Source organism: Enterobacter sp. CPE_E863 (assembly GCF_046521465.1).
Classification (GTDB): domain Bacteria; phylum Pseudomonadota; class Gammaproteobacteria; order Enterobacterales; family Enterobacteriaceae; genus Enterobacter; species Enterobacter adelaidei.
In genome coordinates this window covers 1784748-1810744 of sequence record NZ_JBKFZX010000001.1, presented here as the reverse complement: position 1 = coordinate 1810744, position 25997 = coordinate 1784748, and the positions used below count along the sequence as shown (strand labels likewise).

General features: G+C 54.2%; 29 protein-coding genes and 2 tRNA genes. 19 read left to right on the top strand and 12 right to left on the bottom strand.

Going from position 1 to position 25997, the window contains the following annotated elements:
- The first annotated feature begins 35 nt into the window (after positions 1 to 35).
- The 4 genes from ACLHV8_RS08945 to rnt all read left to right on the top strand — a co-directional run bounded on the left by ACLHV8_RS08945 (position 36) and on the right by rnt (position 3040).
- On the top strand, positions 36 to 635 hold the full coding sequence (locus tag ACLHV8_RS08945) for a TetR/AcrR family transcriptional regulator (RefSeq protein ID WP_129324549.1): 600 nt from the start codon (positions 36 to 38) through the stop codon (positions 633 to 635).
- Between the two features lie 53 nt (positions 636 to 688).
- On the top strand, positions 689 to 1786 hold the full coding sequence (locus ACLHV8_RS08940; RefSeq protein WP_028017290.1) for an alkene reductase: 1098 nt from the start codon (positions 689 to 691) through the stop codon (positions 1784 to 1786).
- Positions 1787 to 1886: 100 nt separating this feature from the next.
- Complete coding sequence (gene gloA / locus ACLHV8_RS08935) at positions 1887 to 2294, top strand: lactoylglutathione lyase (protein WP_013096923.1); 408 nt, start codon at positions 1887 to 1889, stop codon at positions 2292 to 2294.
- Between the two features lie 95 nt (positions 2295 to 2389).
- A complete protein-coding gene (gene rnt / locus ACLHV8_RS08930) occupies positions 2390 to 3040 on the top strand; it encodes a ribonuclease T (RefSeq protein WP_049006331.1) in 651 nt (216 codons plus the stop codon).
- Between the two features lie 44 nt (positions 3041 to 3084).
- Here rnt and grxD read toward each other — a convergent pair whose 3' ends face one another.
- A complete protein-coding gene (grxD, locus tag ACLHV8_RS08925) occupies positions 3085 to 3432 on the bottom strand; it encodes a monothiol glutaredoxin 4 (RefSeq protein WP_003832760.1) in 348 nt (115 codons plus the stop codon).
- Between the two features lie 338 nt (positions 3433 to 3770).
- On the opposite strand from grxD, the gene ACLHV8_RS08920 reads away from it, so the two are divergent.
- Both ACLHV8_RS08920 and sodB read left to right on the top strand, forming a co-directional pair.
- A complete protein-coding gene (locus tag ACLHV8_RS08920) occupies positions 3771 to 4544 on the top strand; it encodes a C40 family peptidase (RefSeq protein ID WP_028017288.1) in 774 nt (257 codons plus the stop codon).
- A 121-nt stretch (positions 4545 to 4665) separates the two neighbouring features.
- On the top strand, positions 4666 to 5247 hold the full coding sequence (gene sodB / locus ACLHV8_RS08915) for a superoxide dismutase [Fe] (protein ID WP_028017287.1): 582 nt from the start codon (positions 4666 to 4668) through the stop codon (positions 5245 to 5247).
- 38 nt (positions 5248 to 5285) lie between these two features.
- On the opposite strand, the gene ACLHV8_RS08910 is transcribed toward sodB, so the two are convergent.
- Both ACLHV8_RS08910 and ACLHV8_RS08905 read right to left on the bottom strand, forming a co-directional pair.
- Positions 5286 to 6452, bottom strand: a complete 1167-nt coding sequence (locus tag ACLHV8_RS08910; RefSeq protein ID WP_208593915.1) for an MFS transporter — start codon at positions 6450 to 6452, stop codon at positions 5286 to 5288.
- Between the two features lie 163 nt (positions 6453 to 6615).
- Complete coding sequence (locus ACLHV8_RS08905) at positions 6616 to 6705, bottom strand: YnhF family membrane protein (RefSeq protein WP_020688313.1); 90 nt, start codon at positions 6703 to 6705, stop codon at positions 6616 to 6618.
- Between the two features lie 297 nt (positions 6706 to 7002).
- Between ACLHV8_RS08905 and purR the strand changes: the two genes are divergently transcribed.
- Positions 7003 to 8028 carry an HTH-type transcriptional repressor PurR gene (gene purR / locus ACLHV8_RS08900; protein WP_028017285.1) on the top strand — a complete coding sequence of 342 codons (1026 nt, stop codon included), beginning with the start codon at positions 7003 to 7005 and terminating at the stop codon, positions 8026 to 8028.
- Between the two features lie 18 nt (positions 8029 to 8046).
- On the opposite strand, the gene punR is transcribed toward purR, so the two are convergent.
- Positions 8047 to 8958, bottom strand: a complete 912-nt coding sequence (punR, locus tag ACLHV8_RS08895; protein WP_129324548.1) for a DNA-binding transcriptional activator PunR — start codon at positions 8956 to 8958, stop codon at positions 8047 to 8049.
- 114 nt (positions 8959 to 9072) lie between these two features.
- Here punR and punC point away from each other — a divergent pair, with 114 nt between their 5' ends.
- Together punC and cfa are read left to right on the top strand one after the other, a co-directional pair.
- Entirely contained in the window at positions 9073 to 10272 is a 1200-nt protein-coding gene (gene punC / locus ACLHV8_RS08890) for a purine nucleoside transporter PunC (RefSeq protein ID WP_028017283.1), read from the top strand.
- Positions 10273 to 10569: 297 nt separating this feature from the next.
- Positions 10570 to 11718, top strand: coding sequence for a cyclopropane fatty acyl phospholipid synthase (gene cfa, locus ACLHV8_RS08885; RefSeq protein WP_208593914.1), 1149 nt, complete (start codon positions 10570 to 10572; stop codon positions 11716 to 11718).
- Between the two features lie 31 nt (positions 11719 to 11749).
- Here the strand turns inward: cfa and ACLHV8_RS08880 are convergent, their stop codons facing one another.
- Positions 11750 to 12391, bottom strand: coding sequence for a riboflavin synthase (locus tag ACLHV8_RS08880; protein WP_028017281.1), 642 nt, complete (start codon positions 12389 to 12391; stop codon positions 11750 to 11752).
- A 225-nt stretch (positions 12392 to 12616) separates the two neighbouring features.
- Here ACLHV8_RS08880 and mdtK point away from each other — a divergent pair, with 225 nt between their 5' ends.
- The 4 genes from mdtK (at position 12617) to ACLHV8_RS08860 (ending at position 16014) form a co-directional block, all read left to right on the top strand.
- Complete coding sequence (gene mdtK, locus ACLHV8_RS08875) at positions 12617 to 13990, top strand: MdtK family multidrug efflux MATE transporter (RefSeq protein ID WP_028017280.1); 1374 nt, start codon at positions 12617 to 12619, stop codon at positions 13988 to 13990.
- Between the two features lie 153 nt (positions 13991 to 14143).
- Positions 14144 to 14220: transfer RNA gene (locus ACLHV8_RS08870), tRNA-Val, on the top strand.
- A gap of 4 nt (positions 14221 to 14224) precedes the next feature.
- Positions 14225 to 14301: transfer RNA gene (locus ACLHV8_RS08865), tRNA-Val, on the top strand.
- Positions 14302 to 14418: 117 nt separating this feature from the next.
- Positions 14419 to 16014, top strand: a complete 1596-nt coding sequence (locus tag ACLHV8_RS08860) for an FAD-NAD(P)-binding protein (RefSeq protein ID WP_208593913.1) — start codon at positions 14419 to 14421, stop codon at positions 16012 to 16014.
- Positions 16015 to 16042: 28 nt separating this feature from the next.
- On the opposite strand, the gene ACLHV8_RS08855 is transcribed toward ACLHV8_RS08860, so the two are convergent.
- Both ACLHV8_RS08855 and ACLHV8_RS08850 read right to left on the bottom strand, forming a co-directional pair.
- Positions 16043 to 16678, bottom strand: a complete 636-nt coding sequence (locus tag ACLHV8_RS08855) for a carbonic anhydrase (RefSeq protein WP_108090114.1) — start codon at positions 16676 to 16678, stop codon at positions 16043 to 16045.
- 72 nt (positions 16679 to 16750) lie between these two features.
- Positions 16751 to 17533, bottom strand: a complete 783-nt coding sequence (locus tag ACLHV8_RS08850) for an MBL fold metallo-hydrolase (RefSeq protein WP_028017277.1) — start codon at positions 17531 to 17533, stop codon at positions 16751 to 16753.
- Between the two features lie 125 nt (positions 17534 to 17658).
- On the opposite strand from ACLHV8_RS08850, the gene ACLHV8_RS08845 reads away from it, so the two are divergent.
- Positions 17659 to 17799 (top strand): hypothetical protein, encoded by a 141-nt coding sequence (locus tag ACLHV8_RS08845; RefSeq protein ID WP_003857665.1) that lies wholly within the window; start codon positions 17659 to 17661, stop codon positions 17797 to 17799.
- Positions 17800 to 17891: 92 nt separating this feature from the next.
- Here ACLHV8_RS08845 and ACLHV8_RS08840 read toward each other — a convergent pair whose 3' ends face one another.
- Positions 17892 to 18059, bottom strand: coding sequence for a hypothetical protein (locus ACLHV8_RS08840; protein ID WP_032666818.1), 168 nt, complete (start codon positions 18057 to 18059; stop codon positions 17892 to 17894).
- A 245-nt stretch (positions 18060 to 18304) separates the two neighbouring features.
- Between ACLHV8_RS08840 and ACLHV8_RS08835 the strand changes: the two genes are divergently transcribed.
- Genes ACLHV8_RS08835 through ACLHV8_RS08820 form a run of 4 tightly spaced genes read left to right on the top strand, consistent with a single transcriptional unit; the run spans position 18305 to position 21398 of the window.
- Positions 18305 to 19135, top strand: a complete 831-nt coding sequence (locus ACLHV8_RS08835; RefSeq protein WP_208593957.1) for an ABC transporter substrate-binding protein — start codon at positions 18305 to 18307, stop codon at positions 19133 to 19135.
- Between the two features lies 1 nt (position 19136).
- Positions 19137 to 19952 (top strand): amino acid ABC transporter ATP-binding protein, encoded by an 816-nt coding sequence (locus ACLHV8_RS08830; protein ID WP_208593912.1) that lies wholly within the window; start codon positions 19137 to 19139, stop codon positions 19950 to 19952.
- Complete coding sequence (locus ACLHV8_RS08825) at positions 19952 to 20728, top strand: amino acid ABC transporter permease (RefSeq protein ID WP_208593911.1); 777 nt, start codon at positions 19952 to 19954, stop codon at positions 20726 to 20728. Before ACLHV8_RS08830 ends, ACLHV8_RS08825 begins: the two co-directional genes overlap by 1 nt.
- Positions 20712 to 21398 (top strand): amino acid ABC transporter permease, encoded by a 687-nt coding sequence (locus ACLHV8_RS08820; RefSeq protein ID WP_208593910.1) that lies wholly within the window; start codon positions 20712 to 20714, stop codon positions 21396 to 21398. The genes ACLHV8_RS08825 and ACLHV8_RS08820 overlap by 17 nt, the downstream gene beginning before the upstream one ends.
- On the opposite strand, the gene fumD is transcribed toward ACLHV8_RS08820, so the two are convergent.
- The 4 genes from fumD to ACLHV8_RS08800 form a co-directional block, all read right to left on the bottom strand.
- A complete protein-coding gene (gene fumD, locus ACLHV8_RS08815; protein ID WP_008500615.1) occupies positions 21379 to 21588 on the bottom strand; it encodes a fumarate hydratase FumD in 210 nt (69 codons plus the stop codon). The genes ACLHV8_RS08820 and fumD overlap by 20 nt on opposite strands.
- Positions 21589 to 21698: 110 nt before the next feature.
- Entirely contained in the window at positions 21699 to 22511 is an 813-nt protein-coding gene (locus ACLHV8_RS08810) for a MetQ/NlpA family ABC transporter substrate-binding protein (protein ID WP_208593909.1), read from the bottom strand.
- Positions 22512 to 22534: 23 nt separating this feature from the next.
- Positions 22535 to 23203 (bottom strand): methionine ABC transporter permease, encoded by a 669-nt coding sequence (locus tag ACLHV8_RS08805; RefSeq protein ID WP_008500617.1) that lies wholly within the window; start codon positions 23201 to 23203, stop codon positions 22535 to 22537.
- Positions 23196 to 24218: a methionine ABC transporter ATP-binding protein gene (locus tag ACLHV8_RS08800; protein WP_208593908.1), complete on the bottom strand. Its 1023-nt coding sequence runs from the start codon at positions 24216 to 24218 to the stop codon at positions 23196 to 23198. The genes ACLHV8_RS08805 and ACLHV8_RS08800 overlap by 8 nt, the downstream gene beginning before the upstream one ends.
- A 400-nt stretch (positions 24219 to 24618) precedes the next feature.
- Between ACLHV8_RS08800 and ACLHV8_RS08795 the strand changes: the two genes are divergently transcribed.
- On the top strand, positions 24619 to 25989 hold the full coding sequence (locus tag ACLHV8_RS08795) for a pyridoxal-phosphate dependent enzyme (protein WP_208593907.1): 1371 nt from the start codon (positions 24619 to 24621) through the stop codon (positions 25987 to 25989).
- Positions 25990 to 25997: the final 8 nt, after the last annotated feature.

Below are 25997 nucleotides of genomic sequence, written 5' to 3'. Positions count from 1 at the left end.
TTGCATTAGACCGAACGGTCTATTAGAGTGCGGCCATGAGCAGAAATACTGAACACGATACCCGCGAACATTTACTGGCGACCGGCGAGCAACTTTGCATGCATCGCGGATTCACCGGTATGGGCCTGAGCGAGCTATTAAAAACCGCTGAGGTACCGAAGGGGTCGTTTTACCACTACTTCCGGTCCAAAGAGGCGTTTGGCGTCGCAATGCTGGAGCGTCATTATGCTGGTTATCACCAGCGTCTGGCGACCCACTTTGCATCGGGTAAAGGTAACTATCGCGATCGTGTTTTGAACTACTATCAGGAAACGCTGAACCAGTTCTGCCAGCAGGGCATTATCAGCGGATGTCTGACGGTAAAACTTTCTGCTGAAGTGTGCGATCTCTCCGAAGACATGCGCACGGCAATGGATAAAGGTGCCAGTGGTGTTATCGCCCTGCTGGCTCAGGCACTGGAGAAAGGCCGCGATGAGAAAACGCTGGCCTTTCCCGGTGAGCCGCTAACCCAGGCGCAGGTGTTATACGCCCTCTGGTTGGGCGCTAATCTGCAGGCCAAGATTTCGCGCAGTGCCGTGCCGCTGGAAAGCGCACTGGCACATGTGAAAAACAGCATTACTACGCCTGGCGTTTAACAGGCGTTTTTATTTACCTCGTTACTAGTCGACTGGTCTACTCAGGAGTCTTTATGTCAGCTGAAAAATTATTTACCCCATTGAAAGTGGGTGCCGTCACTGCGCCAAACCGCGTGTTTATGGCTCCGCTTACCCGTCTACGCAGCATTGAGCCGGGTGACATCCCAACCCCACTGATGGGTGAATACTATCGTCAGCGCGCAAGCTCTGGCCTGATCATCACGGAAGCCACACAGATTTCTGCTCAGGCTAAAGGTTATGCGGGAGCGCCGGGTCTTCACAGCCCGGAACAGATCGCCGCATGGAAGAAAATCACCGCGGGCGTTCACGCTGAAGAGGGTCGTATTGCGGTTCAGCTGTGGCACACCGGTCGTATCTCTCACAACAGCATTCAGCCAGGCGGTCAGGCACCTGTTTCCGCTTCCGCCCTGAGCGCGAATACCCGTACTTCACTGCGTGATGAAAATGGTCACGCAATCCGCGTTGATACTTCTATGCCACGCGCACTTGAGCTGGACGAGATCCCGGGTATCGTTAACGACTTCCGCCAGGCCGTAGCCAATGCGCGTGAAGCCGGGTTTGACCTGATTGAACTGCACTCCGCGCATGGCTACCTGCTGCATCAGTTCCTGTCACCGTCGTCTAACCATCGCACCGATCAGTATGGCGGCAGCGTCGAAAACCGTGCCCGTCTGGTGCTGGAAGTGGTTGACGCCGTATGCCAGGAGTGGAGCCCTGAGCGTATCGGTATCCGCGTCTCCCCGATTGGCTCTTTCCAGAACGTCGACAACGGTCCGAACGAAGAAGCGGACGCGCTGTATCTGATTGAAGAGCTGGCGAAACGTGGTATTGCTTATCTGCACATGTCCGAGCCCGACTGGGCCGGTGGTCAGCCTTACACTGAGGCTTTCCGTCAGAAAGTACGCGAGCGTTTCCATGGCGTGATCATCGGTGCGGGAGCCTATACTCCTGAGAAAGCCGAAGATCTGATCAATAAAGGTCTGATCGACGCCGTCGCATTTGGCCGCGACTACATCGCCAACCCGGATCTGGTTGCCCGCCTGCAGCAGAAAGCGGCACTGAACCCACAGCGTCCGGAAAGCTTCTACGGCGGTGGTGCAGAAGGCTACACCGACTACCCTTCTCTGTAATCCCTCCAATGAGCATTGATAGCGGCGACAATTCGCCGCTATACTAAAACATCGTTTCTGTTCAAAAACATATTCTATTCCATAGGTTAATGAGGAAATTATGCGCCTACTTCACACCATGCTGCGCGTTGGCGACCTGCAACGTTCTATTGATTTCTACACTAACGTACTGGGTATGAAACTGCTGCGCACCAGTGAAAACCCGGAATACAAATACTCGCTGGCGTTCGTGGGTTACGGCCCGGAAACGGATGAAGCGGTGATCGAGCTGACCTACAACTGGGGCGTAGACAGCTATGAGCTGGGCACGGCCTACGGCCACATCGCGCTGGAAGTGGACAACGCGGCCGAAGCGTGTGAGCGCATTCGCAGCAACGGCGGTAACGTGACGCGCGAAGCGGGCCCGGTCAAAGGTGGCACTACCGTGATTGCGTTTGTGGAAGATCCGGACGGTTACAAAATCGAGCTGATTGAAGCCAAAGACGCCGGTCGCGGTCTGGGCAACTGATCCCTCAGGGCGCAATATGCGCCCGTAGTTTTACTGCATACCCTTCCAAAATTTGCCATAATGCGCTCTGCTTTTTCCCCATGTAAGAGACCCTGATGTCCGATAACGCTCAATTTAGCGGTCTGTGCGACCGTTTTCGTGGTTTTTATCCCGTTGTCATTGATGTAGAAACAGCCGGATTTAACGCTAAAACCGATGCGCTGCTCGAAATTGCCGCCATCACGCTGAAGATGGATGAACAGGGCTGGCTTACACCGGACACCACGCTGCATTTCCACGTTGATCCTTTTGAAGGGGCAAACTTACAGCCGGAAGCACTGGCGTTTAACGGTATCGACCCGCATAACCCGTTACGTGGTGCAGTCAGTGAATATGATGCGCTGCACGCCATTTTTAAGATGGTGCGTAAAGGTATGAAAGAGAGCAACTGCAGCCGCGCGATCATGGTGGCCCATAACGCCACGTTCGATCACAGCTTTACCATGGCCGCCGCAGAGCGTGCCTCGCTCAAACGAAATCCCTTCCACCCATTTGTCACCTTCGATACTGCCGCCCTGAGTGGCCTGGCGCTTGGACAAACAGTGCTATCAAAGGCCTGTATCACGGCAGGTATTGAGTTTGACGGTACGCAGGCGCACTCTGCCCTGTATGACACGGAACGCACTGCAGAGCTGTTCTGTGAGATCGTCAACCGCTGGAAACGTCTGGGCGGCTGGCCGCTACCGATGGGCGACAGCGAAGAGTAAAAAAAAGCGACCTGAAGAGGTCGCTTTTTTATTTCGGCAGAAAGTTACTCTGCGTCCGGCTCTTCAGTTTTGTACTTAGCCGCCGTCTCTTTGATCAGCTGCTGCAGTTCACCGCGCTGATACATCTCAATCAGGATATCACAACCGCCAACCAGTTCACCGTCTACCCACAGCTGTGGGAACGTCGGCCAGTTAGCGTACTTAGGCAGCTCAGCGCGGATGTCCGGGTTTTGCAGGATATCAACGTAAGCAAAACGCTCACCACAGGCAGACAGTGCCTGAACGGCTTGCGCGGAGAAGCCGCAGCTTGGCAGCTTCGGAGAACCTTTCATATACAGCAGAATCGGGTTTTCAGCGATCTGGCGCTGGATTTTTTCAATAGTGGTGCTCATGTCTTGCTTCCTTTAACTTCTGTTACGGCATTAGTCTGACATTGTAGCGGTTCAGACTGGCATCGGAAAATAACATTTTTGTCACGTTTATTTATTTTACCGCGACTCATGAAAAGTTGCATTGCAAATGGTGTTTAACCCTGCTGCACTGAGGGTTTTGCTTAGGGAGTGAACAAATGTGCGACAGAACGATGAATTTTTTTGCACTTGCTAACGAAACACGATTGTAGATTGAAAAATGCTATTAACTTCTCGGGTTTTTATGGATTAGAATCGACGGGCTTTGTAAATCATACGCAGGTACTATAGATGGCCTGCATTTATCAGGGGACTGCCCAGTGGCGCGGATAAATAAAATCTCGATCACGCTCTGTGCTTTACTGTTTACATCACTCACTTTCACGCCAGTGGCAAACGCCTCTCAGCAGGCGCGGCATTCTGCTGTGCAAAAGAACCATCTGGTGAAAGCCACAGAACGTAAGAAAAAAACCACCAGTAAGAACGACAAGAAAAAAACAACTGCTCAGACTAAACAAACCGCTTCCAGCAAGACAAAAACAAAATCTTCCCGCACTGCTCACACATCCAAAAGTAAAGCCTCGCAGACTGCCGCCAACCTCGTGACTGAAAAATGCATCACGCGTAAAGGCCACAAGGCGAAATGCACGAAGGTCACGAAAATAGCGGAAGTGCATAAAGTGCGGGTACAGAAAGCGCAAAAAACCGCGATGAACAAACTGATGGGGCAAATTGGCAAACCTTATCACTGGGGTGGCAGTTCACCGCGTACCGGTTTTGACTGCAGTGGTCTCGTCTATTACGCCTATAAAGATCTGGTGAAGTTCCGCATTCCACGTACTGCCAATGAAATGTACCACCTGCGCGATGCTTCTCCGGTTGACCGTGGTGAGCTGGAAAACGGCGATCTGGTCTTCTTCCGTACACAGGGTCGCGGCACGGCTGACCACGTCGGTGTCTATGTCGGTAACGGGAAATTCATTCAGTCACCACGCAGCGGTCAGGATATTCAGATCACCTCGCTGAGTGAAGACTACTGGGTTCGTCACTATGTCGGCGCGCGTCGCGTCATGACGCCTAAAACCATTCGCTAATCCCTGCCCTGCCGCATCGCGGCAGGGTAAGTTCCTCTTTTGCATACCCTTTCAATTTGCTATTCTCTCCTCGTTGTCTGTGTGGTTATTGGCAACACAAAATACAATAAGGAGAGAAGCAATGTCGTTCGAATTACCTGCACTACCGTATGCTAAAGACGCCCTGGCACCGCACATTTCTGCGGAAACCCTGGAATATCACTACGGCAAGCATCACCAGACGTACGTCACCAACCTGAACAACCTGATCAAGGGCACCGATTTCGAAGGCAAAACGCTGGAAGAGATCGTCCGCAGCTCTGAGGGGGGCGTATTCAACAACGCAGCTCAGGTGTGGAATCACACCTTCTACTGGCACTGCCTGGCGCCAAACGCCGGTGGCGAACCTGCCGGTGAACTGGCTACCGCCATCAACGCCGCCTTTGGCAGCTTCGCGGATTTCAAAGCGAAATTTACCGATGCAGCTATCAAAAACTTCGGTTCTGGCTGGACGTGGCTGGTAAAAGAAGCCGATGGCAAACTGGCTATCGTTTCCACCTCTAACGCGGGTACCCCACTGACCACCAGCGCTAAGCCACTGATGACCGTGGACGTTTGGGAACACGCTTACTACATTGATTACCGTAACGCGCGCCCGAACTACCTGGAGCACTTCTGGGCACTGGTAAACTGGGAGTTTGTGGCGAAGAACTTCGCCGCATAAGAGACACGCAGAAGGGTTCGCCCTTCTGCGTTTTTTGCTTATTCAGCAGCGCAGGCTGTTTCTGGCTGCTTACGACCTGACATCATCACCAACAGCAGACAAAGCGCGGCAATAATCGCCCCCATCACCGGTACAAAACTGTATCCCAGCCCCCCGGAAATAACCGCGCCACCGGCGGCTGCACCGAGCGCATTACCGAGATTGAACGCGCCAATATTCACTGAAGACGAAAGACCCGGCGCCTCATGGGCGACACGCATCACGCGCATCTGCAGCGGTGGAACCACAGCAAAGGTGGCAGCTCCCCAGACGACCATCGCAATGGCTGCTCCGAACTCATTACGTGCCAGCCACGGAATAGCAATCATGATGACAATCAGCAGGGTTAAGAAGCCCTTCAACGTCCCGCTCACGGAACGGTCGGCAAATTTCCCACCCAGATAGTTACCAATCGAGAAGCCCACGCCAATCAGCACCAGCATCGCAGTGATAAAGATCGGCGTTGCGTGAGTGATGTCGTGAAGCACAGGAGAAATGTAGGTATAGAAGGTAAACATCGCCCCTGCCCCCAACACGGTCGTCAGCAGCGCCGAGAGCACCTGCGGGCGTACCAGCACAGACAACTCTTTGCGCACGTCAGGACGTTCCCCCGCGCTGCCTTTCGGCAGGGAGAAGAACAGTGCCACCATGGCGATCACACCGAGACCGGCCGTCGCCAGGAAAGACATACGCCAGCCGATCGCTTCACCCAGCCAGGTTGCCGCAGGCACCCCGCCGATGTTGGCAATCGTTAGTCCCATAAACATGGTTGCCACGGCACTCGCCTGCTTGTGTTTTGGCACCACGCTTGCGGCAACGACCGACCCCAGCCCAAAGAACGCGCCGTGATTAAGGCTGGTCAGAATGCGGGACAGCATCAATGTGGTGTAGTCCGGCGAAATGGCGGAAAGCACGTTGCCCAGGGTGAAAATCGCCATCAGGAAAATCAGCGCATTGCGGCGCGCGCGATGCGAAAGCAGAAGCGTCATCAGCGGCGCCCCGACCATCACGCCGATAGCGTACGCGCTGATTAACATCCCTGCGGCAGGGATCGAGACATCCACGCCTCTGGCAATAACAGGCAGTAAACCCATCGGGGAGAATTCAGTGGTGCCAATCCCAAAAGCGCCAATCGCCAGGGCCAGCAGGGGAAAATTGATTTTCATACGTCAACTCCGGATGCCGTGTCATGTGGTGACACAGAACAAAGAAGCGGAAAGCATGACATCAATCACAAAAAATGAGAAGTTAACAAATTGGCAAAAGATTTTTGCCAGAGAAGTAACAATCCGGGGAATCGGGAGGGAGAAGGCTCTCCCTCCGCGTAAATCAGTGCAGTGCGGCCGTCAGACCCGCTGCGACAATCAAAGCCAGCACAATAACGGTGGTGAACAGCGAAAACTTCAGATCGGAACTCATCAATTTTTCTCCTTTTAATCCCCCCACGGAAAGTGAGCTTGCTCATTTTTGCACAATTTACGTCAAAAATCTTCCTGGATTTAAACGGATAACCACTTTACCTCTTCCCCTTTTCATCAAGATAGGACAAAATTCCACGCTAAATTTATTAGCGTACCGGCCATTGACCCCCTCCTGACGTCCTGTGTCGTTTTCCCGGCGTGTCGCAATTCAAAATTGCGTGATAAGGGTGAGAGAAGGCAAACGTTTACCTTCAAGTTTTTCAGGAGTTTAGGATATGGTCTGGAGTGACATTTAATGGCAACAATTAAAGATGTAGCAAAACGCGCAAACGTTTCCACTACAACCGTATCACATGTAATTAACAAAACCCGCTTTGTGGCGGAAGAGACGCGCAACGCCGTCTGGGCAGCGATCAAAGAACTGCACTATTCGCCAAGTGCGGTTGCGCGTAGCCTCAAGGTTAATCACACCAAGTCTATTGGTTTGCTGGCGACCAGCAGTGAAGCGGCCTATTTTGCCGAGATCATTGAAGCGGTTGAGAAAAACTGTTTTCAAAAAGGCTATACCCTGATTCTGGGCAACGCGTGGAACAGCATTGAAAAACAGCGCGCCTACCTGTCGATGATGGCGCAAAAGCGCGTTGATGGCCTGCTGGTGATGTGTTCCGAGTATCCGGAAACTGTGCTGTCCATGCTCGAAGAGTATCGCCATATCCCAATGGTAGTGATGGACTGGGGTGAAGCCCGCGCGGACTTCACCGATTCCGTTATCGATAACGCCTTTGAAGGCGGTTATATGGCGGGTCGTTATCTGATAGAACGCGGTCACCGCGAGATCGGTGTGATCCCGGGTCCACTGGAACGCAATACCGGTGCAGGTCGTCTGGCTGGGTTTATGAAAGCGATGGAAGAAGCGCTGATCACCGTGCCGGAAAACTGGATCGTGCAGGGCGACTTCGAACCGGAGTCGGGCTACCGCGCGATGCAGCAGATCGTCTCCCAGCAGCATCGTCCGACCGCCGTTTTCTGCGGGGGCGACATCATGGCAATGGGTGCCCTCTGTGCTGCCGATGAGCTGGGTCTGCGTGTACCGCAGGATATTTCTGTGATCGGGTATGACAACGTGCGTAACGCGCGCTTCTTTACGCCGGCATTAACGACCATTCACCAGCCGAAAGACTCACTGGGTGAAACCGCCTTTAATATGCTGATGGACAGGATCGTCAACAAACGAGAAGAGTCACAGTCCATTGAAGTTCACCCGCGTCTTATTGAACGCCGCTCCGTTGCGGATGGTCCGTTCCGCGACTACCGCCGGTAATCTCTTCACGGGGGCCAGTTAAGCTGGCTCCCGTAACCATTCCCGGTTTAGCGTTTCGCTGTCTCCCAGATAATCCAGCAGCCAGGCCATCGCTGGCGAGACATCATTTTGTTGCCAGGTGAGGCAACAGGCCGCATCCGGGAACGGGTTCTCTAGCGTCAACTCAACCCACTCTCCGGTGTCAATTCGCGGCCGCGCAAAATGAACGGGCACCATCGCAACGCACAAGCCAGCACTGAGGCACGTCGCCGACGATTCCCAGTCGGGTGCAACCACCCGCCGCTGGTTATCCAGAAGCCATGTGATACGCTTGGGTAATGAACGGGACGTATCCTCCAGCACCAGCGATGGCCAGTTGCGTAGCGTATCGTCGCTCAAGGGGCCTTCCAGAGCCGCCAGCGGATGATCGCTTGCCACCACGCATTTCCAGCTCAGCATCCCCATATCGCGAAACGCATAACGTCCCCCAACCGGAATCGCCTGCGTGGCCCCGATCGCCATCTCTGCCCTGCCGTCCGCCAGCGCATCCCAGACGCCGTTAAACACTTCCTGCGACACCCGCAATTCGACGTCAGAAAAATGACGATAGAAATCGACAATCATTTGCCGGGTACGCTCAGGTTTGACGATATTATCCACCGCGATGGAAAGATGCCCCCGCCAGCCGTTAGCGATCTGCTGACACTGTTCGCGGGTGATCTGCATTTTTTTGATGACAGAACGTCCTTCTTTCAAAAACCACGCGCCGGCGGGCGTTAATTCCACATCACGATGTCGCCGTTCAAACAGAGGAACCGCCAGCCACTCCTCCAGCTGACGTACTGTATAGCTGATAGCTGAAGGCACGCGGTGTAACTCCTGCGCCGCTCCACTGAAACTGCCGTTACGCGCGACAGCATCGACCACTTCAAGAGAATAATCTGACCACATTTTCTGCCTGCAAAAAATTTGAATGCACACGCCAAATATTAGCGTTTCACAAGCGGCTTTGCACTCCCTACACTCAGCGCCAATGTATACCTGCCTCCTCAGGAGAATAAAACAATGCAACCCAGGAAAGGTTTTTTAGTCTGGCTCGGCGGCTTAAGCGTGCTGGGCTTTTTGGCCACTGATATGTACCTGCCGGCTTTCGCCGCCATGCAGGAAGATTTGCAAACCCCTGCAGCGGCCATCAGCGCCAGCCTGAGTTTGTTCCTCGCCGGTTTCGCCTTCGCGCAGCTACTTTGGGGGCCGCTATCAGATCGTTTTGGCCGTAAACCAGTACTGTTGCTGGGCCTGGGCATTTTTGCCGTCGGCTGTCTGGGTATGTTATGGGTACGCGATGCGACCTGGCTGCTGGTGCTGCGCTTTGTGCAGGCCGTCGGCGTCTGTGCAGCAGCGGTGACCTGGCAGGCTCTTGTTACCGACTACTACCCAGCCAACCGCACCAACCGGATTTTCGCCACCATTATGCCGCTGGTAGGGCTTTCACCTGCCCTCGCCCCGCTGCTGGGCAGCTGGATCCTGGTGCATTTCGAGTGGCAGGCTATCTTTGCCACGTTGTTTGCCATCACACTGGTACTCATGCTGCCGGCATTCGCGCTCAAACCAGCGCATAAAAAAGAGGCACATGCGGATGCGAAGCCCATTACCTTTACCTCTTTGCTGAGTGCCAAAGCGTATCGCGGTAATGTCCTGATTTATGCCGCCTGCTCGGCGAGCTTCTTCGCGTGGCTGACCGGTTCGCCATTTATTCTGCACGATATGGGGTACAGCCCGGCGGCGATCGGCCTGAGCTACGTTCCGCAAACCATCGCATTCCTGGTGGGCGGGTACGGCTGTCGTGCGGCGCTGCAGAAATGGGAAGGTCAGCAGATGCTGCCGTGGCTGCTGGTGCTGTATGCATTGAGCGTTATCGGGACATGGGCCGTCGGGTTTATCCCTGGCACCGGTCTGGTAGAAATTTTAATGCCATTCTGCGTGATGGCTGTTGCTAACGGGGCAATCTACCCTATCGTTGTGGCGCAGGCATTACGTCCGTTCCCGCAGGCGACGGGTCGCGCGGCTGCGCTGCAGAACACCCTGCAGTTGGGTCTGTGCTTCCTGGCAAGCCTGGTGGTCTCTGCGCTGATTGCCACACCGCTCCTGACCACCACTACCGTGATGCTGGTGACCGTTGTGCTGGCCTTTGTGGGCTACCGTATGCAGGCTTCCGCACAGCGTGAGCTGAATGACAGCACGCCGGTTGAAACATCGCATGCGTAATCGCGCCGGAAATTATGTTAACTTCCAGTGATTAGGTTGCTAAGAATTTTTTATTGAATCACCAAATTTTGAGGCCTATACTAAATTTGGTTCGATTAAATACGATAAATATTAAGTGTTAACGGGAGCCGGAGTGCTCCCGTTTTACCATGGAAGGCATTTCGGCAAGGGTTATCTCCCTTCCTCTGTTCTACGTCGGATATTAGCCTCGCGGTATTTACCGTGAGATTTCTCACAAACCAAAAAAAGCGTCTACGCTGTTTGAAGGTTCTGATCACACAGGGTGATGGAGAAGCTATGAGTTCATCGTGTATAGAAGAAGTCAGCGTTCCGGACGATAACTGGTCCCGGATCGTCAGTGAACTGTTAGGTCGAGCAGGCATCACTATCAATGGATCGTCGCCAGCCGATCCCCAGGTTAAACATCCCGACTTTTTTAAGCGCGTGTTGCGGGAGGGTTCGTTAGGCCTGGGGGAAAGCTATATGGACGGCTGGTGGGAGTGCGAACGGCTGGATATCTTCTTCTCCAGCGTGTTGCGTGCCGGTCTGGAAAATCAACTCCCCCGCAATCTGAAAGACACACTGCGCGTCGCCTCTGCCCGGCTGTTTAATCTGCAAAGTAAAAAACGCGCGTGGATCGTCGGCAAAGAGCATTACGATCTCGGCAACGACCTGTTCAACCGTATGCTTGACCCCTTCATGCAATATTCCTGCGCTTACTGGAAAGAGGCTTCGACGCTGGAAGAGGCTCAACAGGCTAAGCTGCAGTTGATTAGCGAGAAACTGAAGTTAGAACCCGGAATGCGCGTGCTGGATATCGGCTGCGGCTGGGGTGGACTGGCCTGGTTTATGGCGAAGCATTACGGCGTCAGCGTGGTGGGTGTCACTATTTCAGCTGAACAGCAAAAGTTGGCGCGGGAACGCTGCCAGGATCTCGATGTGGATATCCGGCTACAGGATTATCGCGATCTTAACGAACAGTTTGACCGTATCGTTTCGGTGGGCATGTTCGAGCACGTGGGGCCGAAGAACTACAACACCTACTTTAACGTGGTGGATCGTAATTTGAAACCGGACGGCATCTTCCTGCTGCATACCATCGGCTCTAAGCGGACCGACAACAACGTTGACCCGTGGATCAATAAATACATCTTTCCGAATGGCTGTTTACCGTCCGTTCGCCATATTGCCAACGCCAGTGAACCCCATTTCGTGATGGAAGACTGGCATAACTTCGGTGCGGATTACGACACCACGTTGATGGCATGGCATGCTCGTTTTCAGGAAGCCTGGCCTGAGATTGCGGACAACTATTCTGAACGATTCAAGCGGATGTTTAGCTATTATCTGAATGCCTGCGCGGGGGCGTTTCGCGCGCGGGATATTCAGCTCTGGCAGGTGGTCTTCAGCCGTGGCATTGAACACGGTTTGCGGGTCGCCCGCTAAAAAAATAACCCCGGTTACCCGGGGTTATTTTTTATTCTTCTTCTGCTGTTTTAATTATTGCAGCTTCTTTTGCCGCCAGCACACGCTCAACGGTATCCACCACCGCCTGAGTTTGCGGATCGATTTCGATATTTACGCGATGCCCCAGTTTTTTCGCCCCCAGCGTGGTGCGCTGCAGCGTTTCAGGAATTAAATGCACACAAAAACGCGTCGGCGTTACTTCACCTACCGTCAGGCTAATCCCATCAATGCCAATAAATCCTTTATAGAGGATGTATTTCATTAATGAAGGATCCTGCATTTTAAACCAGATTTGACGGTTATTTTCCGAGGTCACAATTTTTGCCACCTCAGCGGTGGTCATGATGTGCCCCGACATCAGATGCCCGCCAATCTCATCGCTGAACTTCGCCGCCCGTTCTACGTTGACGGTATCCCCAACCGCCAGCTCACCCAGGTTGGTGATACGCAGCGTCTCTTTCATTAAATCAAAGCTAATCTGGTTGCCGTTAATTTCGGTCACGGTCAGGCAGCAGCCGTTATGCGCAATCGAGGCACCGGTTTCAATGCCCTCAAGCATATATTCCGGCAGCTCAACAACATGAGTACGGAAATTAGGTTTTTCATCAATGGACACCACTTTGGCGGTGCCCTGCACAATACCAGTAAACATGCTTACAACTCCTGTTTTTTCCGGACGGTGGTGACACCGTTTAATCCCATCACAATAACAGTTGGAAAAACAGGTTGCCAGCGGAGCGCATTTTCTGGCGATTTTTTCACTAGATAAATAGCTAAAGCCCGCTACAATAGCTGGCACCCCCCTGCATTTTCTTCTTGCTGCCCGTTTCGGCGGCTTTTTTAGTCTCTCAAATAACTACAAAATAAAGGTGTTCACGTGCAGAAGTACATGAATGAAGCGCGCCAGTTATTGGCACTGGCTATACCAGTGATCGTCGCGCAAGTGGCCCAGACCGCAATGGGATTTGTGGATACGGTAATGGCGGGTGGCTACAGCGCCACCGATATGGCGGCCGTTGCTATCGGCACGTCAATCTGGCTTCCGGCCATCCTGTTCGGCCACGGTCTGCTGCTCGCGCTCACGCCTGTTATCGCCCAGCTCAATGGCTCGGGTCGTCGCGAGCGCATTGCCCACCAGGTCCGTCAGGGTTTCTGGCTGGCGGGGTTTGTCTCCGTGCTGATTATGGTGGTGCTCTGGAACGCGGGCCATATTATTCGCGCCATGCATAACATTGACCCGGCACTGGCTGACAAAGCCGTGGGTTATCTGCGCGCCCTGCTCTGGGGGACTCCAGGCTACCTCTTTTTCCAGGTGGCGCGTAACCAGTGTGAAGGTCTGGCGAAAACTAAGCCTGGGATGGTGATGGGCTTTATTGGTTTGCTGGTCAATATTCCGGTGAACTATGTCTTTATTTACGGTCATTTCGGAATGCCGGAACTGGGTGGCGTCGGCTGCGGCGTGGCGACGGCAGCCGTTTACTGGGTGATGTTCTTCTCGATGATCGCCTTTGTAAAACGCGCCCGTTCCATGCGCGATATCCGCAACGAGAACAGATTTAGCACGCCAGACTGGAGCATCATGACGCGTCTGGTGCAGCTAGGTTTGCCGATTGCCCTCGCGCTGTTCTTCGAGGTGACGCTTTTCGCCGTGGTCGCCCTGCTGGTCTCCCCGTTGGGCATTGTGAACGTAGCCGGGCACCAGATTGCGCTGAACTTCAGCTCGCTGATGTTCGTCCTGCCGTTGTCGCTGGCGGCGTCGGTGACTATCCGTGTCGGCTTCCGTTTGGGGCAAGGTTCGACGATAGACGCGCAAACCGCCGCGCGAACCGGGCTGGGTGTCGGTGTCTGCATGGCTGTCTGTACGGCGCTCTTTACCGTCACGCTACGCGAACAAATCGCCCTGCTCTACAATGACAACCCCGAAGTCGTGGCTCTGGCGTCGCATCTGATGCTGCTGGCAGCGGTCTACCAGATATCTGATTCCATTCAGGTGATTGGCAGCGGTGTGCTGCGTGGATATAAAGACACGCGTTCCATCTTCTTTATCACCTTCATCGCCTATTGGGTATTGGGTCTGCCGTGTGGTTACATTCTGGCCCTGACCGACCTGGTGGTTGACCGCATGGGTCCGGCCGGATTCTGGATGGGCTTTATCATCGGTCTGACCTCTGCGGCAATTATGATGATGATGCGAATGCGCTTCCTGCAACGTCAGCCATCAACGGTCATTTTGCAACGCGCAGCACGTTAATTACGCAGTAGCCGCCAGCCGGCGGCTACTTTATCTTCACTTTGCGCGGTAATACAGCAATCGCGTGAAATCAGAGAGAAAAATGCATTTTCCCTCTTGCCTCATTGGTGCTGTGCCGCTAATATTCGTCCCCGTTGTCACCGACAACACGTTGCGTTCATAGCTCAGTTGGTTAGAGCACCACCTTGACATGGTGGGGGTCGTTGGTTCGAGTCCAATTGAACGCACCATTCTGCGTCCGTAGCTCAGTTGGTTAGAGCACCACCTTGACATGGTGGGGGTCGGTGGTTCGAGTCCACTCGGACGCACCATTTCAGTCCTGAAATGGTGCAAATTCTCCTCTGATTTCCTGAATTATCCTAATCCCTTATTTTCATCACTGTTCTCCTGCTACGCTTTTCTCATGGAAAAAAAGAGGAATACCGTCGATGAAGAAAATCGCCATTATCGGTTCCGGCCCTACAGGGATTTATACCTTTTACGCACTTCTTAAAAATCCGCAGCCGCTTTCGGTTTACGTCTTTGAGCAAGCTGATAACGCGGGCGTGGGTATGCCCTATAACGACGACGATAATTCTCGTCTGATGTTGGCGAACATTGCGAGCATTGAAATCCCGCCACTGTTCATGTCCTACCTCGACTGGCTTAATGACCAGAGCGAAACCCATCTGGCACGCTTTAAGGTGGATAAATCCCGTTTGCATGACCGGCAGTTCCTGCCCCGGCTCCTGCTGGGTGAGTATTTCTGCGACAGCTTTTGGTCAATCGTAAAAGAGGCGAAAAAACGCGGGTTCCATGTTGAAATCCATGAGTCTGCCCGGGTCACCGACATCGTGCCCACGAATGACGGCGTCACGCTTTCCGTCAACGACAGCAGTTTTCCTGAACGCTTTGACCTTGCGGTTATCGCCACCGGCCACGTCTGGCCTGCAGACGACGAAGCCTCTCGTACGTATTTCCCAAGCCCGTGGTCCGGTCTGATGGATGCCAAAATTCCGCCCTGCCGTGTTGGTGTTATGGGAACATCGTTAAGCGGTCTTGACGCGGCAATGGCGGTAGTGATGCAGCACGGCGCGTTTCGCGACGGTAAATTCGTTCTGGATACAGGCAGCGAGGCGTTAAAGATTGTCCTGATGTCCCGAACGGGCATTCTCCCGGAAGCCGATTTTTACTGCCCTATTCCTTACGAACCGTTGTCAGTGTTGACTGAGCTCGCGGTTGAACGCGAAATTGCCAAAGGGCCGGATGGCCTGCTTGATCGCATTTTTGCCCTGATGGTGAGAGAGCTTGAACATGCTGACCCGGCATGGTGTAAGAAAGTTGCTCTGCATAAGCAGACGGCAGACAGCATGCGTGAGGCCTGGTTTGAAGATCGCAAACGACACGACCCGTTCACCTGGGCCGAAGAAAACCTCGACGAGGTTGAGAGAAACAAACAGGAACACCGCACCGTGGCCTGGCGCTACACCGTGCTTCGGCTCCATGAAGTGGTTCAGACGATCGTACCGCATCTCGACGATCGCGACAGTAAGCGCTTCAAACAAGGGCTGGCCCGGGTCTTTATCGACAACTATGCGGCTATCCCTCCACAGTCTATTCGCAGGCTGCTCGCGCTTCGCGAAGCCGGCATTATTAGCGTGGCTGCGCTCGGTGATAATTACACGCTGGATATTGGCAGCGATAGCGCAGCAATCGCCACAAAAGAGACCGTCTACCGTTTCGACGTTTTTATTGATGCACGCGGGCAAAAGCCGCTCAAAACGAAAGATCTGCCCTTCCCGACGCTGCGCAAGCAGCTGGAAGCAACGGGTGAAGAGATACCCGACATCGGCGAAGATTACACCTTAAAAGCGCCTGACACCGTTCGCGGGCGCATCGCCTTCGGCGCGATACCGTGGCTAATGCACGATCGTCCCTTCGTTCAGGGGCTGGCGGAGTGTGCAGAGATTGCAGAGGCGATGGCGAAAGCGGCAGAAAAAACCGCGTCTGGGTTACGGCGGAAATTACCGTATAGTGAGGACTGACAGGGCATCCATGCCCTGCTGTAATGGATTACTCGAAATACACTTCCGGGTTTTCAGACAGCGAAACGAAGGTTTTCGTCGCTTTATCCAGCGCGCGAATTTCGCCGCTTTCAATGTCATACACCCAGCCGTGCAGTCGGATAGAGTTGTTACGCAGGCCCACCGCCACGGATGGATGGGTCTTAATGTTGCTCAGCTGCGCAAATACGTTTTCCTGCACCATCGCGTTGACTTTATCGATCGGCTTATCCCAGATTTTCTTCTCAACCACCGCTTTTGCCGCATCGGAATAGCGCAACCAGTGCGACACAGCAGGCATCGGCTCCAGGTTCGCGTTATCGGCAATCGCCTTCATCGCACCACAGTTGGAGTGACCGCAAATCACGATATCCGTCACACCCAGCGCCACAACAGCGTATTCGATGGTTGCGGACACACCGCCAGGCTCAGGTCCGAACGGCGGCACAATGTTGCCAGCATTACGAATGACAAAGAGTTGTCCTGGCTCCTGCTGGGTGACCAGTTCCGGGACCAGACGGCTGTCGGAGCATGAGATGAACAGCGCTTTGGGATTCTGGCTGGACGCTAAACTGCGGAAGAGTTCTTTACGTTGCGGGAAAATCTCTTTTTGAAAGCTGAGAAAACCTTCAATGATATGTTGCATAGCAATGTCTCTTTTATCTGTTTTAGTTTAGGCATGATCGAGATCACACTCGTAAAGTTTACCCATCGTGGTTTACTTCAGACAAGCAATATATTTCTGGCCCGACCGCTGCACAATTTCGTCCGCGAAGGCCTGGATGTTCTGCCCTTCGAAAGCACCGTACAGACGTGCAAACGTTCTGCCTTTCAGATGACTCACTACCGATGCTACGGTCCGGGCCGGCAGCGGAAGATAATTTGGGTAACTCCACATAAACGAGACAGCGTCTTTCCCCGGCGTGACCTGCAGAATATCGCCCACCAGCAATACCCCCGCACCTTCCTGCCAGTGCAGCACTGTCCCGCCAGCAAAATGACCGCCGAGGCGCAGCAAAGTAACCGACGGGAAAATTTCCAGCGCATCGTCCTGCCAGAAGTGGATTGCCGGGCTATCGCGCATGACCCATTCTCTGTCGCTGGCGTGCAGATACAATGGTGCATCAAACGCCGCAGCCCATTCCTGCATCGTGGTGTAATAGTGCGGATGCGAAATCGCAATCGCGCTGATACCGCCGAGCGCAGTGATGAGCGTTTTAGTTGCCGGGTCGAGGTTAGCAATACAGTCCCAGAGAATATTGCCGTGCGGGGTACGCAGGAGCAATGCCCGCTGGTTGATAGCAAATGCGGGCACCGTTTTGATACTGAACAATTGCGGCTCCAGCTGCTGCCATTTGTTGCTGTGTGTGGCGGTTACGGTATCGAAATCTGTCCACACCTGGCCCGTGACGGGCACATACTGACGGTCATCCTCGCAGATCGGGCATCTGTCAGGCTGTGCATCATAGGCGGTTCCGCAGGTTTTACAGAGGGTAATCATGTGTTCTCCTCAGCGATAAAGCACTGAGTATGGCAGGGATTATCCTTATGTGCTGCGAGGTACATTGCTGGCTTTTTTTGCCCTATACTGTGCCAGTATCAAAAACTGAACAGAGCAGGTGCAACATGGAAATTGATCTCGATAACTTAGTGTTTAACGGTCTGGATGAAGCAGAAGAGCGTAATGCGGAACGTCTGGACGACGCGGATAAAAAAGCGCAGGCGATTGTCGCCGACGATGACTGCGGCGACGCCTGCAAGATCTAATAAAAAAGCACCGGGAAACCGGTGCTTTTTTATTTCACTCGTTAAACGTCGCGCACACCTCGTTCCAGTACGTTTCGCGCGTGCGGCGCAGTTCAGCGTGGCGTTTTATCATGGAACCACTCCGGGTCAATGTTGGCAACGTCTACGCCATACAGGCTGGCGACAGGCAGTATCGACTCAAGAACACGTTGCGCGCTGTTCTCCGCATTCGCTGGCCGGGCCGCAAAAAACCGCCGTAACGTGCTGATCCATTTTTTCATCGTCTTACCCTCTCTCGCCGTATCTGCCTTCAGTTAAGCACCCAAATCCCGTGGAGGGGAAATACCAAAATCCACTGTCGATGTGCAGGACCTGCAAATAGCCCCCCGTCCTTTTCACTCTTCATTAACACCTTGTTCACTAATGCTTTTTTGCTCATAGCAAAGAACGATTTCTTATTTGGCGATAGCTTTCCCTTATGGGAGCGTAACGGGGTAAAACAAAAACAACGGGATGGCGTATGACTATGGCAGCAAAAATGAAAGGGTTTAAAAAACGGACGCTGGTTCTGGGATTAGTGGCAGCCTGGGGCCTGTTTTCAGCGCAGGCGCAGGCCGATCAGCTGGCGGATATCAAGGCAGCAGGGGTGGTGAAAGTGGCCACATTTGATGCCAACCCGCCGTTTGGCTCGATTGATGCCAAAACGCATGAGATCGTGGGTTACGACGTGGACTTCGCCAAAGCGCTGGCTAAATCACTCGGCGTGAAGCTTGAACTGGTTGCCACCAATCCGGCCAACCGCATTCCGCTGCTGCAGTCCGGCAAAGCCGACCTGATCGTGGCGGATATCACCATCACCCCGGAACGCGCACAGGTCATTGATTTCTCGACGCCTTACTTCGTCACCGGCCAGCAGTTCCTGGTTCCGGCGAAATCACCGGACAAGCTTGATGACTACAGCCGGGCGCGTATTGGCGCGGTCAAAGGAACCACGGGCGAGCAGGCGCTGCACCAGCGTTTCCCGCAGCCACGCGTGCTCTCTTATGACGATATTCCACTGGCGCTGACGGCACTGCGCAATGGCAACGTGCAGGCAATCACCCAGGACAGCACCATTCTGGCCGGTCTGCTGGCGCAGGCGCCGGATAAAGCCAACTTTAAAATCCTGCCCGACCTGCTCAGTAAAGAAGAGATTGGCGTGGGGGTGAAGAAAGGTGAAACCGCGCTTCTGAAGGCCGTTAACGACGAGCTGGTTAATCTCGAGAAGAACGGCCAGGCGGCAAAAATCTACGACGTCTGGTTTGGTCCAGGCACTCCAGCTCCACAGCCTCGCGCCTTTAAAATAGAAGCTAAGTAATATGCTCTCAGGTTTATTTTCACACTCCGCGGCCGGTGCCGCGGATTTTTCACATCTGGAACAGGCCAGCGTCGAGTTTCGTCATGTGGACAAACGTTACGGTGACCATCAGGTTTTAAACGACATTAACCTCACCATCACGCCCGGAGAAGTGGTCGCCATCCTCGGCCCTTCGGGTTCCGGTAAATCCACCCTGATTCGTCTCATCAACCAGCTTGAAACCCTGAGCGGCGGGGAGATCCTTGTCGACAACAAACCGACCGGCAAGCTGTCTGGTATCGGGCTGCGTCAACTGCGCAGCCGCGTGGGGTTTGTGTTTCAGCAATTCAATCTTTATGCCCATCTTACCGCCAGCCAGAACATCACCCTGGCGCTGGAGCAGGTTCACGGCTGGAAGCCGCAACCTGCCCAGGAGCGCGCGCTGTCGCTGCTGGAGAAAGTCGGAATGCTGGAAAAAGCCTACCATTTCCCGGCAGAACTTTCTGGTGGTCAACAGCAGCGCGTGGCGATAGCCCGTGCTCTGGCCTCTTCGCCGCAAATCATTCTCTTCGACGAGCCGACATCGGCTCTCGATCCTGAGATGATTGGCGAAGTGCTGTTTGTGATGAAAGCCCTCGCCCACAGCGGGATCACCATGATCGTCGTGACCCACGAGATGCAGTTTGCCCGGGAGATTGCCGACCGGATCGTCTTTATCGACGGCGGGCAAATTCTCGAGATTGCGCCGCCGGCGCAGTTTTTTAGTCAGCCCTCACATCCGCGCGCGCAGCGTTTCCTGCAAAAGGTGCTTAACCCACTGCATCAGGAGCATCTGTAATGCCCGCGCTCGACTGGCACGGGGTACTGACCGGACAGCCCCTGCAGTGGATATTCTCCGGATTTCTCACCACCCTGTGGGTCACGATTATGGGGGTCATGCTGGCAAGCCTGCTGGCATTACTTTTTATGCTCCTGCGCCTTTCCGGCGGACGCCTCGGGAGCGCCATCGTCAGTGGCTGGGTATCGCTGTTTCGCAATACGCCGCTGCTGGTGCAGCTGCTGTTCTGGTATTTTGCCGCCTGGAACGGATTACCACAGGCGTTTCGCGACGTGGTTAACGCGGATCACAGCTGGTCAATTCTGCCCGGCGACGTCTGGTGGTTTACACCCGAGTTTTTATGTTCCGCCTGGGGGTTGGGCGTCTTTACCTCGGCGTTTTTAATCGAAGAGGTGGAGTCAGGGTTACGTTCTGTGCCTGCCGGACAACGGGAGGCCGCGCTGGCTCAGGGTTTCTCTTCGTGGCGTTTGTTTCGTCACATCCTTCTGCCGCAGGGCCTGGCCAACGCCTGGCAGCCCGTTGTGGGGCAGTACCTTAATCTGATGAAGCTCTCCTCGCTCGCCAGCGGGATTGGCTTTGCCGAACTCACCTACCAGGTCAGGCAGATTGAAAGCTACAACGCGCATGCGCTGGAGGCATTTACTGTTGGTACCGCACTCTATCTCCTGACCGGTCTGGTCATGGGAATGGTGCTGGTTCGTATTGGACCTCAGGCGAAACGTAAACGCCCCATCGTTGTCACCGCAGGGAGTGAAAAACATGATTGCCGGACTTAATGTCATCACCGATAACCTCGATTATCTGTTGTGGGGACGCGCGGCAAGCGGCGAACCGGGCGGCGTATTGCTCTCGTTGATGATGGCGGCTGGAGCCGCCGCCATCGCTCTGCCCGGCGGGGTTGCTCTCGCGTGTCTGGCCTGGCGCTTTACCGGGCTCGTACGCAAACTGCTTTTTTTGTGGGCAGAACTGATCCGCGGTATCCCACTCATCTTTGTGATTTTCTGGATGTGGTATCTGCTGCCGCTCATCACCGGGGGCGATCTGCCGGGGGCGCTGACCGTCACGCTGGCCCTGGCCTGGTTTACGGCGGCAACCGTGATGCACTCGGTGCTGGCCGGACTTAACGCGCTACCCTCCGGGCAATATGAGGCTGCCCTGTCTCAGGGATTCAGCACGCAACAAACGTTGTTGCGCGTGCTGCTGCCGCAGGCGCTGAGGAATATTCTGCCGTCGCTGGTGGGAATTTTTATCAGTCTGCTGAAGGATACGTCGCTGGCGTTTATCGTGAACGTACCGGAACTGACCACAGTCGCGGGACAGGTCAACAACCGGGTGCAAATCTACCCGGCGGCCATTTTTATCTTTACGGGTGTGGTCTACTACCTGCTCTGCTGCTCGCTGGAGCAGCTTGCGAAACGCTGGCGCATCACCCGGCCAGCGCTTTAACCACCGTTTCCATCGCTTCGGTTGTTAATTCACTGCGTTTAACGCGCTGGTTCGCCAGCGCGGTACGCAGTACTCCGGCAATGACAATATGCTTTGGCTCCTGCCCTAAATCACGCATCTCAAGCACCACCTTACCGACTACCCGGCACATCTCCTGATACAGCGCTTCATCTTTAGTCACATTACCCATCGTCATCACTCCATTGCCTGTTAAACGTTGAGCTTAAATGATTCTCCTGCCGGATACAAAAAAGAAGCCCGGCGAGAAACTCGCCGGGCTTCATCTGTAAAATCAGCTAATTAGTTGTTTACTGGAATGACTGCGCCTTTGTACTTGGTGCGGATCCAGTCCTGAATCTCTTTCGAGTGCAGCACGTTCACCAGCGCAACGATATCTTTCTTCTTCTCGTCACCGCGATGCACGGTGATGATGTTGGCGTACGGGTTGTTTTCACCGCTCTCAACCGCAATCGGGTCGTGAACCGGATCCAGACCGGCGTCAATCGCGTAGTTGGCGTTGATCACCACAGCAGCGCCTTCATCATTGTTGTACATCTGCGGCAGCAGAGAGGCTTCAACGTTAGGGGTGAACTGCAGCTTTTTCGGGTTTTCTACGATGTCGCTGATGCGCGCGGTCACTTTGTCGATGCCCGGATTCAGCTTGATCACGCCCTCTTTTTCAAAGATAGAGAGGATACGACCCTCTTCAGAAACAGCGTCACGCATGATGATTTTTCCGCCTTCCGGCAGATCTTTCAGCGACTTATATTTTTTAGAGTAAATGCCGATTGGCTCAATGTGGATCGCGCCTGCACTGACAAAATCATAATCCTTGTCGCCCGCATGATCTTTCAGAACGCTGTTCAGGTAAGGGATGTGCTGGAAATAGTTCGCGTCGATATCATGACCCGCCAGCGCGGTGTTGGGCAGAATGTAGTCCTGGAACGGTTTAATCTCCAGGTCGATCCCCTGCTTCGCCAGAATCGGTTTTGCCTGCTCCAGAATTTCAGCGTGTGGCGTGTTGGACGCGCCCACGGTCAGGGTATCTGCCCACGAGGCAAAGCTCAGGGCGCTCAGGGTTGCAGCGGCGATCAGTGTCAGTGTCTTTTTCATGATGTGGTTCCTGTGTGTATTTATTAGCGTTTATCTAACAGTGAAGTAATGACATCGCCGCAGAACTGGATGATGAAAACGATGATTAAAATGGTCACCGTTGCCACCAGCGTGACGTCACCATGGTTGCGCTGGAATCCTTCCAGATAAGCCAGATTTCCCAAGCCACCGGCGCCAATCACCCCCGCCATCGCGCTGTAACTTACCAGCGCAATCAGCGTCACCGTAATACCTGATACCAGTGCAGGTGATGATTCCGGCAGTAAAACCCGAAACACTAACGTGCTCAGTCGTGCGCCCATCGAGCGGGTTGCTTCGATGACGCCTTTGTCCACTTCACGCAGGGCGATCTCCACCAGGCGCGCGTAGAAAGGAGCGGCACCCACGATCAGCGCCGGCAGTGCCGCGTTGGCGCCAAGAATGGTGCCGACAACGGTCTTGGTAAACGGGATCAGCAGCACAATCAAAATGATGAACGGAATCGAGCGGAACACGTTCACCACAATCGAAATGACGCTATACACCGTGCGGTTGTGGAACAGCCCGCCGCGCGCGGTTAAAAACAGCGCCAGACCCAGCACGATGCCCAGGACAAAGGTCGCCACGCCGGAAAGCGCCGTCATGTACAGCGTCTCCAGCGTCGCCGCCCAAAGCTGATCCCACTTGAGATGCGGAAAGAGATTTTCAGCCATGTTTAATCACCTCGCCTTCAATATCGCTGTGCTGCAGGTCGGCGAGGATATTGTTCAGTTGTTCATCGGATGCCACCACGTGCACCCAGAGCTGGCCAAACACGCCGTGGGCGGTTTGCGTCATCTTCCCGTGCAGGATGTTAAACGGCAGGCCGTAGCGCAGCGTCAGTTCGCCCACGATCGGCTTATGGGTACTGTGCCCGGTAAAGGTCAGCCTGATGACCGTGCCTTCCAGATCGTTTGCCAGCTCGCTATTAAACGTTTCCTCTTCCGCGTACTGGCTCACCTGACGGACAAACTGCTGGGTAATCGGCTGCTGCGGATGGGTAAAGACGCTCAGCACGTCCCCCTCTTCCACCACTTTACCGTTCTCCATCACCGCCACGCGGTCGCAGATTTTGCGCACCACGTGCATCTCGTGCGTGATCAACACGATGGTCAGCTTGAAGCGGCGGTTAATATCCAGCAGCAGATCGAGGATCTGATCGGTAGTCTGCGGGTCGAGCGCTGACGTAGCTTCATCACAGAGCAGCACGTCGGGGCTGTTAGCCAGCGCACGCGCAATGCCCACACGCTGCTTTTGCCCGCCGCTCAACTGCGACGGGTAGGCATTTTCACGCCCTTTTAGCCCAACGAGTTCGACAAGTTCGGCCACGCGGGCCTTGATTTTCGCTTTTGGCACGCCAGCAATTTGCATGGAAAACGCGATGTTTTCTGAGACCGTGCGCGACCACAGCAGGTTGAAATGCTGGAACACCATACTGATTTTCAGGCGCGCCTGGCGCAGCGCTTCGCCGCTGGCGGCAGAGATATCCTGTCCGTTAATGGTAACGCTTCCGGCGCTGGGTTTTTCCAGACCATTCAGCAGACGAATCAGCGTGCTTTTCCCGGCCCCACTGTAACCAATAATTCCGTAAATCTGTCCCTGAGCTACCGTCAAATTGACGTTATCAACGGCAGTCAGTGCCACCTTTCCGTTGCCAAAAACCTTCGAAATATTACTCAGTACAATCATTCTTATTCGTTATCCGTCCCGCGCATGGCGGTTTAGCAGTATGGATGTCCAAATGAGTGTAAACAGGCGTTATCAGCTTTTAAATGAACAAAAAAGAATGTGTTATAACCGTGGGAAATAAACGGCGGATTTACCGGGTGGGAAGCATTTAGACCAATTTCAGCAATGATTATCTGCCAGATGTATATCTGCTGGCTGACACCCTTAAAAATCGGTCATTTTTGCAGCATTTCTCACTGGTATAGCCATCCTCACATCCAGACAACTTTACGTCTTGCTATCCTGACATCCAAAAACGGCATTTATATTCCTTTCAGTTCTAAACGGCAGTGAATGGTTCTTTATTGCGAAAATTACACCGCCCTATCATCCCGTCATGACATCCAGAAAGGAAAACATCATGGCGATTTATCACTCCGTCACCGAACTCATTGGTCGTACCCCGCTTATCCAGCTGCATAAGCTTGATACCGGTCCCTGCTCGCTGTTCCTGAAGCTGGAAAACCAGAACCCGGGCGGTTCTATTAAGGATCGCGTTGCGCTGTCGATGATTAATGAAGCGGAGCGTACCGGGCAGCTGCAGCCGGGCGGTACGATCATTGAGGCGACGGCGGGAAATACCGGTCTCGGCCTGGCTCTGATCGCCGCTCAGAAAGGCTACTCGCTGATCCTGGTGGTACCGGACAAAATGAGCCGCGAGAAAATTTTCCACCTGCGCGCGCTGGGTGCCCAGGTGGTACTGACCCGCTCCGACGTTAATAAGGGCCATCCCGCCTATTACCAGGATTACGCGCAGCGCCTGGCTAATGAACTGCCCGGCGCGTTTTACATCGACCAGTTCAATAACGAAGCCAATCCGCTGGCACACCGCACCACCACAGCCCCGGAACTGTATGAGCAGTTGGACGGCAAGATCGACGCTATCGTAGTGGGTGTGGGTTCAGGCGGGACGCTGGGCGGCCTGCAGGCGTGGTTCGCCGAGCACTCTCCGCACACGGAGTTTGTGCTGGCAGACCCGGCAGGATCCGTTCTGGCAGACCAGGTAGAAACCGGGAAATATCACGATGCCGGCTCCTGGCTGGTTGAGGGAATTGGCGAAGACTTTATTCCTCCGCTGGCCCACATCGAAGGCGTGAATCGCGCCTGGCGCATCACCGACCGGGAAGCCTTCACCACCGCGCGCGAGCTGCTGAAAACGGAAGGTATTCTGCCAGGCTCCTCCAGCGGCACGCTGCTGGCGGCGGCGCTGAAATACTGCCAGGCGCAGACCACGCCGAAGCGCGTGGTGACTTTCGCCTGCGACAGCGGCAATAAATACCTCTCGAAGATGTTCAACGATGACTGGATGCATCAGCAAGGCCTGATCACGCGCCCGCAGGCAGGCGATCTCTCCGACTATATCGCCCTGCGCCACGATGAAGGGGCTACCGTCACCGCCGCCCCGGACGACACGCTTTCCACCGTCCTGGCACGCATGCGTCTGTATGACATCTCCCAGTTGCCGGTACTGGAGAACGGCAAGGTCGTCGGCATTATCGACGAGTGGGATCTCCTGCGGAATATCGACGGCGATGGCGATCGCTTCGCACTTCCCGTAACTGAGGCCATGACCCGTCAGGTGGAGTTCCTCGATAAACGCGCCCCGGAAAGCGACCTGAATACCATTTTCGACCGCGGTCTGGTGGCCGTGATCAATGACAACGACCGTTTTCTGGGTCTGATTACGCGCAGCGACGTTCTGACCGCCTGGCGCAACCGTCTTCAGCAATAAAGGAATAG

Bases quoted from the DNA above. Each gene is read 5' to 3' on its own strand.
- grxD (WP_003832760.1), bottom strand. From the start codon at position 3,432: ATGAGCACCACTATTGAAAAAATCCAGCGCCAGATCGCTGAAAACCCG.
- punR (WP_129324548.1), bottom strand. From the start codon at position 8,958: ATGTGGTCAGATTATTCTCTTGAAGTGGTCGATGCTGTCGCGCGTAAC.
- fumD (WP_008500615.1), bottom strand. From the start codon at position 21,588: ATGGGTAATGTGACTAAAGATGAAGCGCTGTATCAGGAGATGTGCCGG.
- ACLHV8_RS08945 (WP_129324549.1), top strand. From the start codon at position 36: ATGAGCAGAAATACTGAACACGATACCCGCGAACATTTACTGGCGACC.
- ACLHV8_RS08810 (WP_208593909.1), bottom strand. From the start codon at position 22,511: ATGAAAAAGACACTGACACTGATCGCCGCTGCAACCCTGAGCGCCCTG.
- rnt (WP_049006331.1), top strand. From the start codon at position 2,390: ATGTCCGATAACGCTCAATTTAGCGGTCTGTGCGACCGTTTTCGTGGT.
- ACLHV8_RS08880 (WP_028017281.1), bottom strand. From the start codon at position 12,391: ATGTTTACTGGTATTGTGCAGGGCACCGCCAAAGTGGTGTCCATTGAT.
- purR (WP_028017285.1), top strand. From the start codon at position 7,003: ATGGCAACAATTAAAGATGTAGCAAAACGCGCAAACGTTTCCACTACA.
- ACLHV8_RS08940 (WP_028017290.1), top strand. From the start codon at position 689: ATGTCAGCTGAAAAATTATTTACCCCATTGAAAGTGGGTGCCGTCACT.
- ACLHV8_RS08855 (WP_108090114.1), bottom strand. From the start codon at position 16,678: ATGCAACATATCATTGAAGGTTTTCTCAGCTTTCAAAAAGAGATTTTC.
- ACLHV8_RS08800 (WP_208593908.1), bottom strand. From the start codon at position 24,218: ATGATTGTACTGAGTAATATTTCGAAGGTTTTTGGCAACGGAAAGGTG.
- ACLHV8_RS08840 (WP_032666818.1), bottom strand. From the start codon at position 18,059: ATGAAAAAATGGATCAGCACGTTACGGCGGTTTTTTGCGGCCCGGCCA.
- ACLHV8_RS08820 (WP_208593910.1), top strand. From the start codon at position 20,712: ATGATTGCCGGACTTAATGTCATCACCGATAACCTCGATTATCTGTTG.
- ACLHV8_RS08805 (WP_008500617.1), bottom strand. From the start codon at position 23,203: ATGGCTGAAAATCTCTTTCCGCATCTCAAGTGGGATCAGCTTTGGGCG.
- ACLHV8_RS08905 (WP_020688313.1), bottom strand. From the start codon at position 6,705: ATGAGTTCCGATCTGAAGTTTTCGCTGTTCACCACCGTTATTGTGCTG.
- ACLHV8_RS08850 (WP_028017277.1), bottom strand. From the start codon at position 17,533: ATGATTACCCTCTGTAAAACCTGCGGAACCGCCTATGATGCACAGCCT.
- ACLHV8_RS08795 (WP_208593907.1), top strand. From the start codon at position 24,619: ATGGCGATTTATCACTCCGTCACCGAACTCATTGGTCGTACCCCGCTT.
- ACLHV8_RS08860 (WP_208593913.1), top strand. From the start codon at position 14,419: ATGAAGAAAATCGCCATTATCGGTTCCGGCCCTACAGGGATTTATACC.
- ACLHV8_RS08830 (WP_208593912.1), top strand. From the start codon at position 19,137: ATGCTCTCAGGTTTATTTTCACACTCCGCGGCCGGTGCCGCGGATTTT.
- gloA (WP_013096923.1), top strand. From the start codon at position 1,887: ATGCGCCTACTTCACACCATGCTGCGCGTTGGCGACCTGCAACGTTCT.
- ACLHV8_RS08835 (WP_208593957.1), top strand. From the start codon at position 18,305: ATGGCAGCAAAAATGAAAGGGTTTAAAAAACGGACGCTGGTTCTGGGA.
- punC (WP_028017283.1), top strand. From the start codon at position 9,073: ATGCAACCCAGGAAAGGTTTTTTAGTCTGGCTCGGCGGCTTAAGCGTG.
- sodB (WP_028017287.1), top strand. From the start codon at position 4,666: ATGTCGTTCGAATTACCTGCACTACCGTATGCTAAAGACGCCCTGGCA.
- ACLHV8_RS08825 (WP_208593911.1), top strand. From the start codon at position 19,952: ATGCCCGCGCTCGACTGGCACGGGGTACTGACCGGACAGCCCCTGCAG.
- ACLHV8_RS08910 (WP_208593915.1), bottom strand. From the start codon at position 6,452: ATGAAAATCAATTTTCCCCTGCTGGCCCTGGCGATTGGCGCTTTTGGG.
- cfa (WP_208593914.1), top strand. From the start codon at position 10,570: ATGAGTTCATCGTGTATAGAAGAAGTCAGCGTTCCGGACGATAACTGG.
- ACLHV8_RS08845 (WP_003857665.1), top strand. From the start codon at position 17,659: ATGGAAATTGATCTCGATAACTTAGTGTTTAACGGTCTGGATGAAGCA.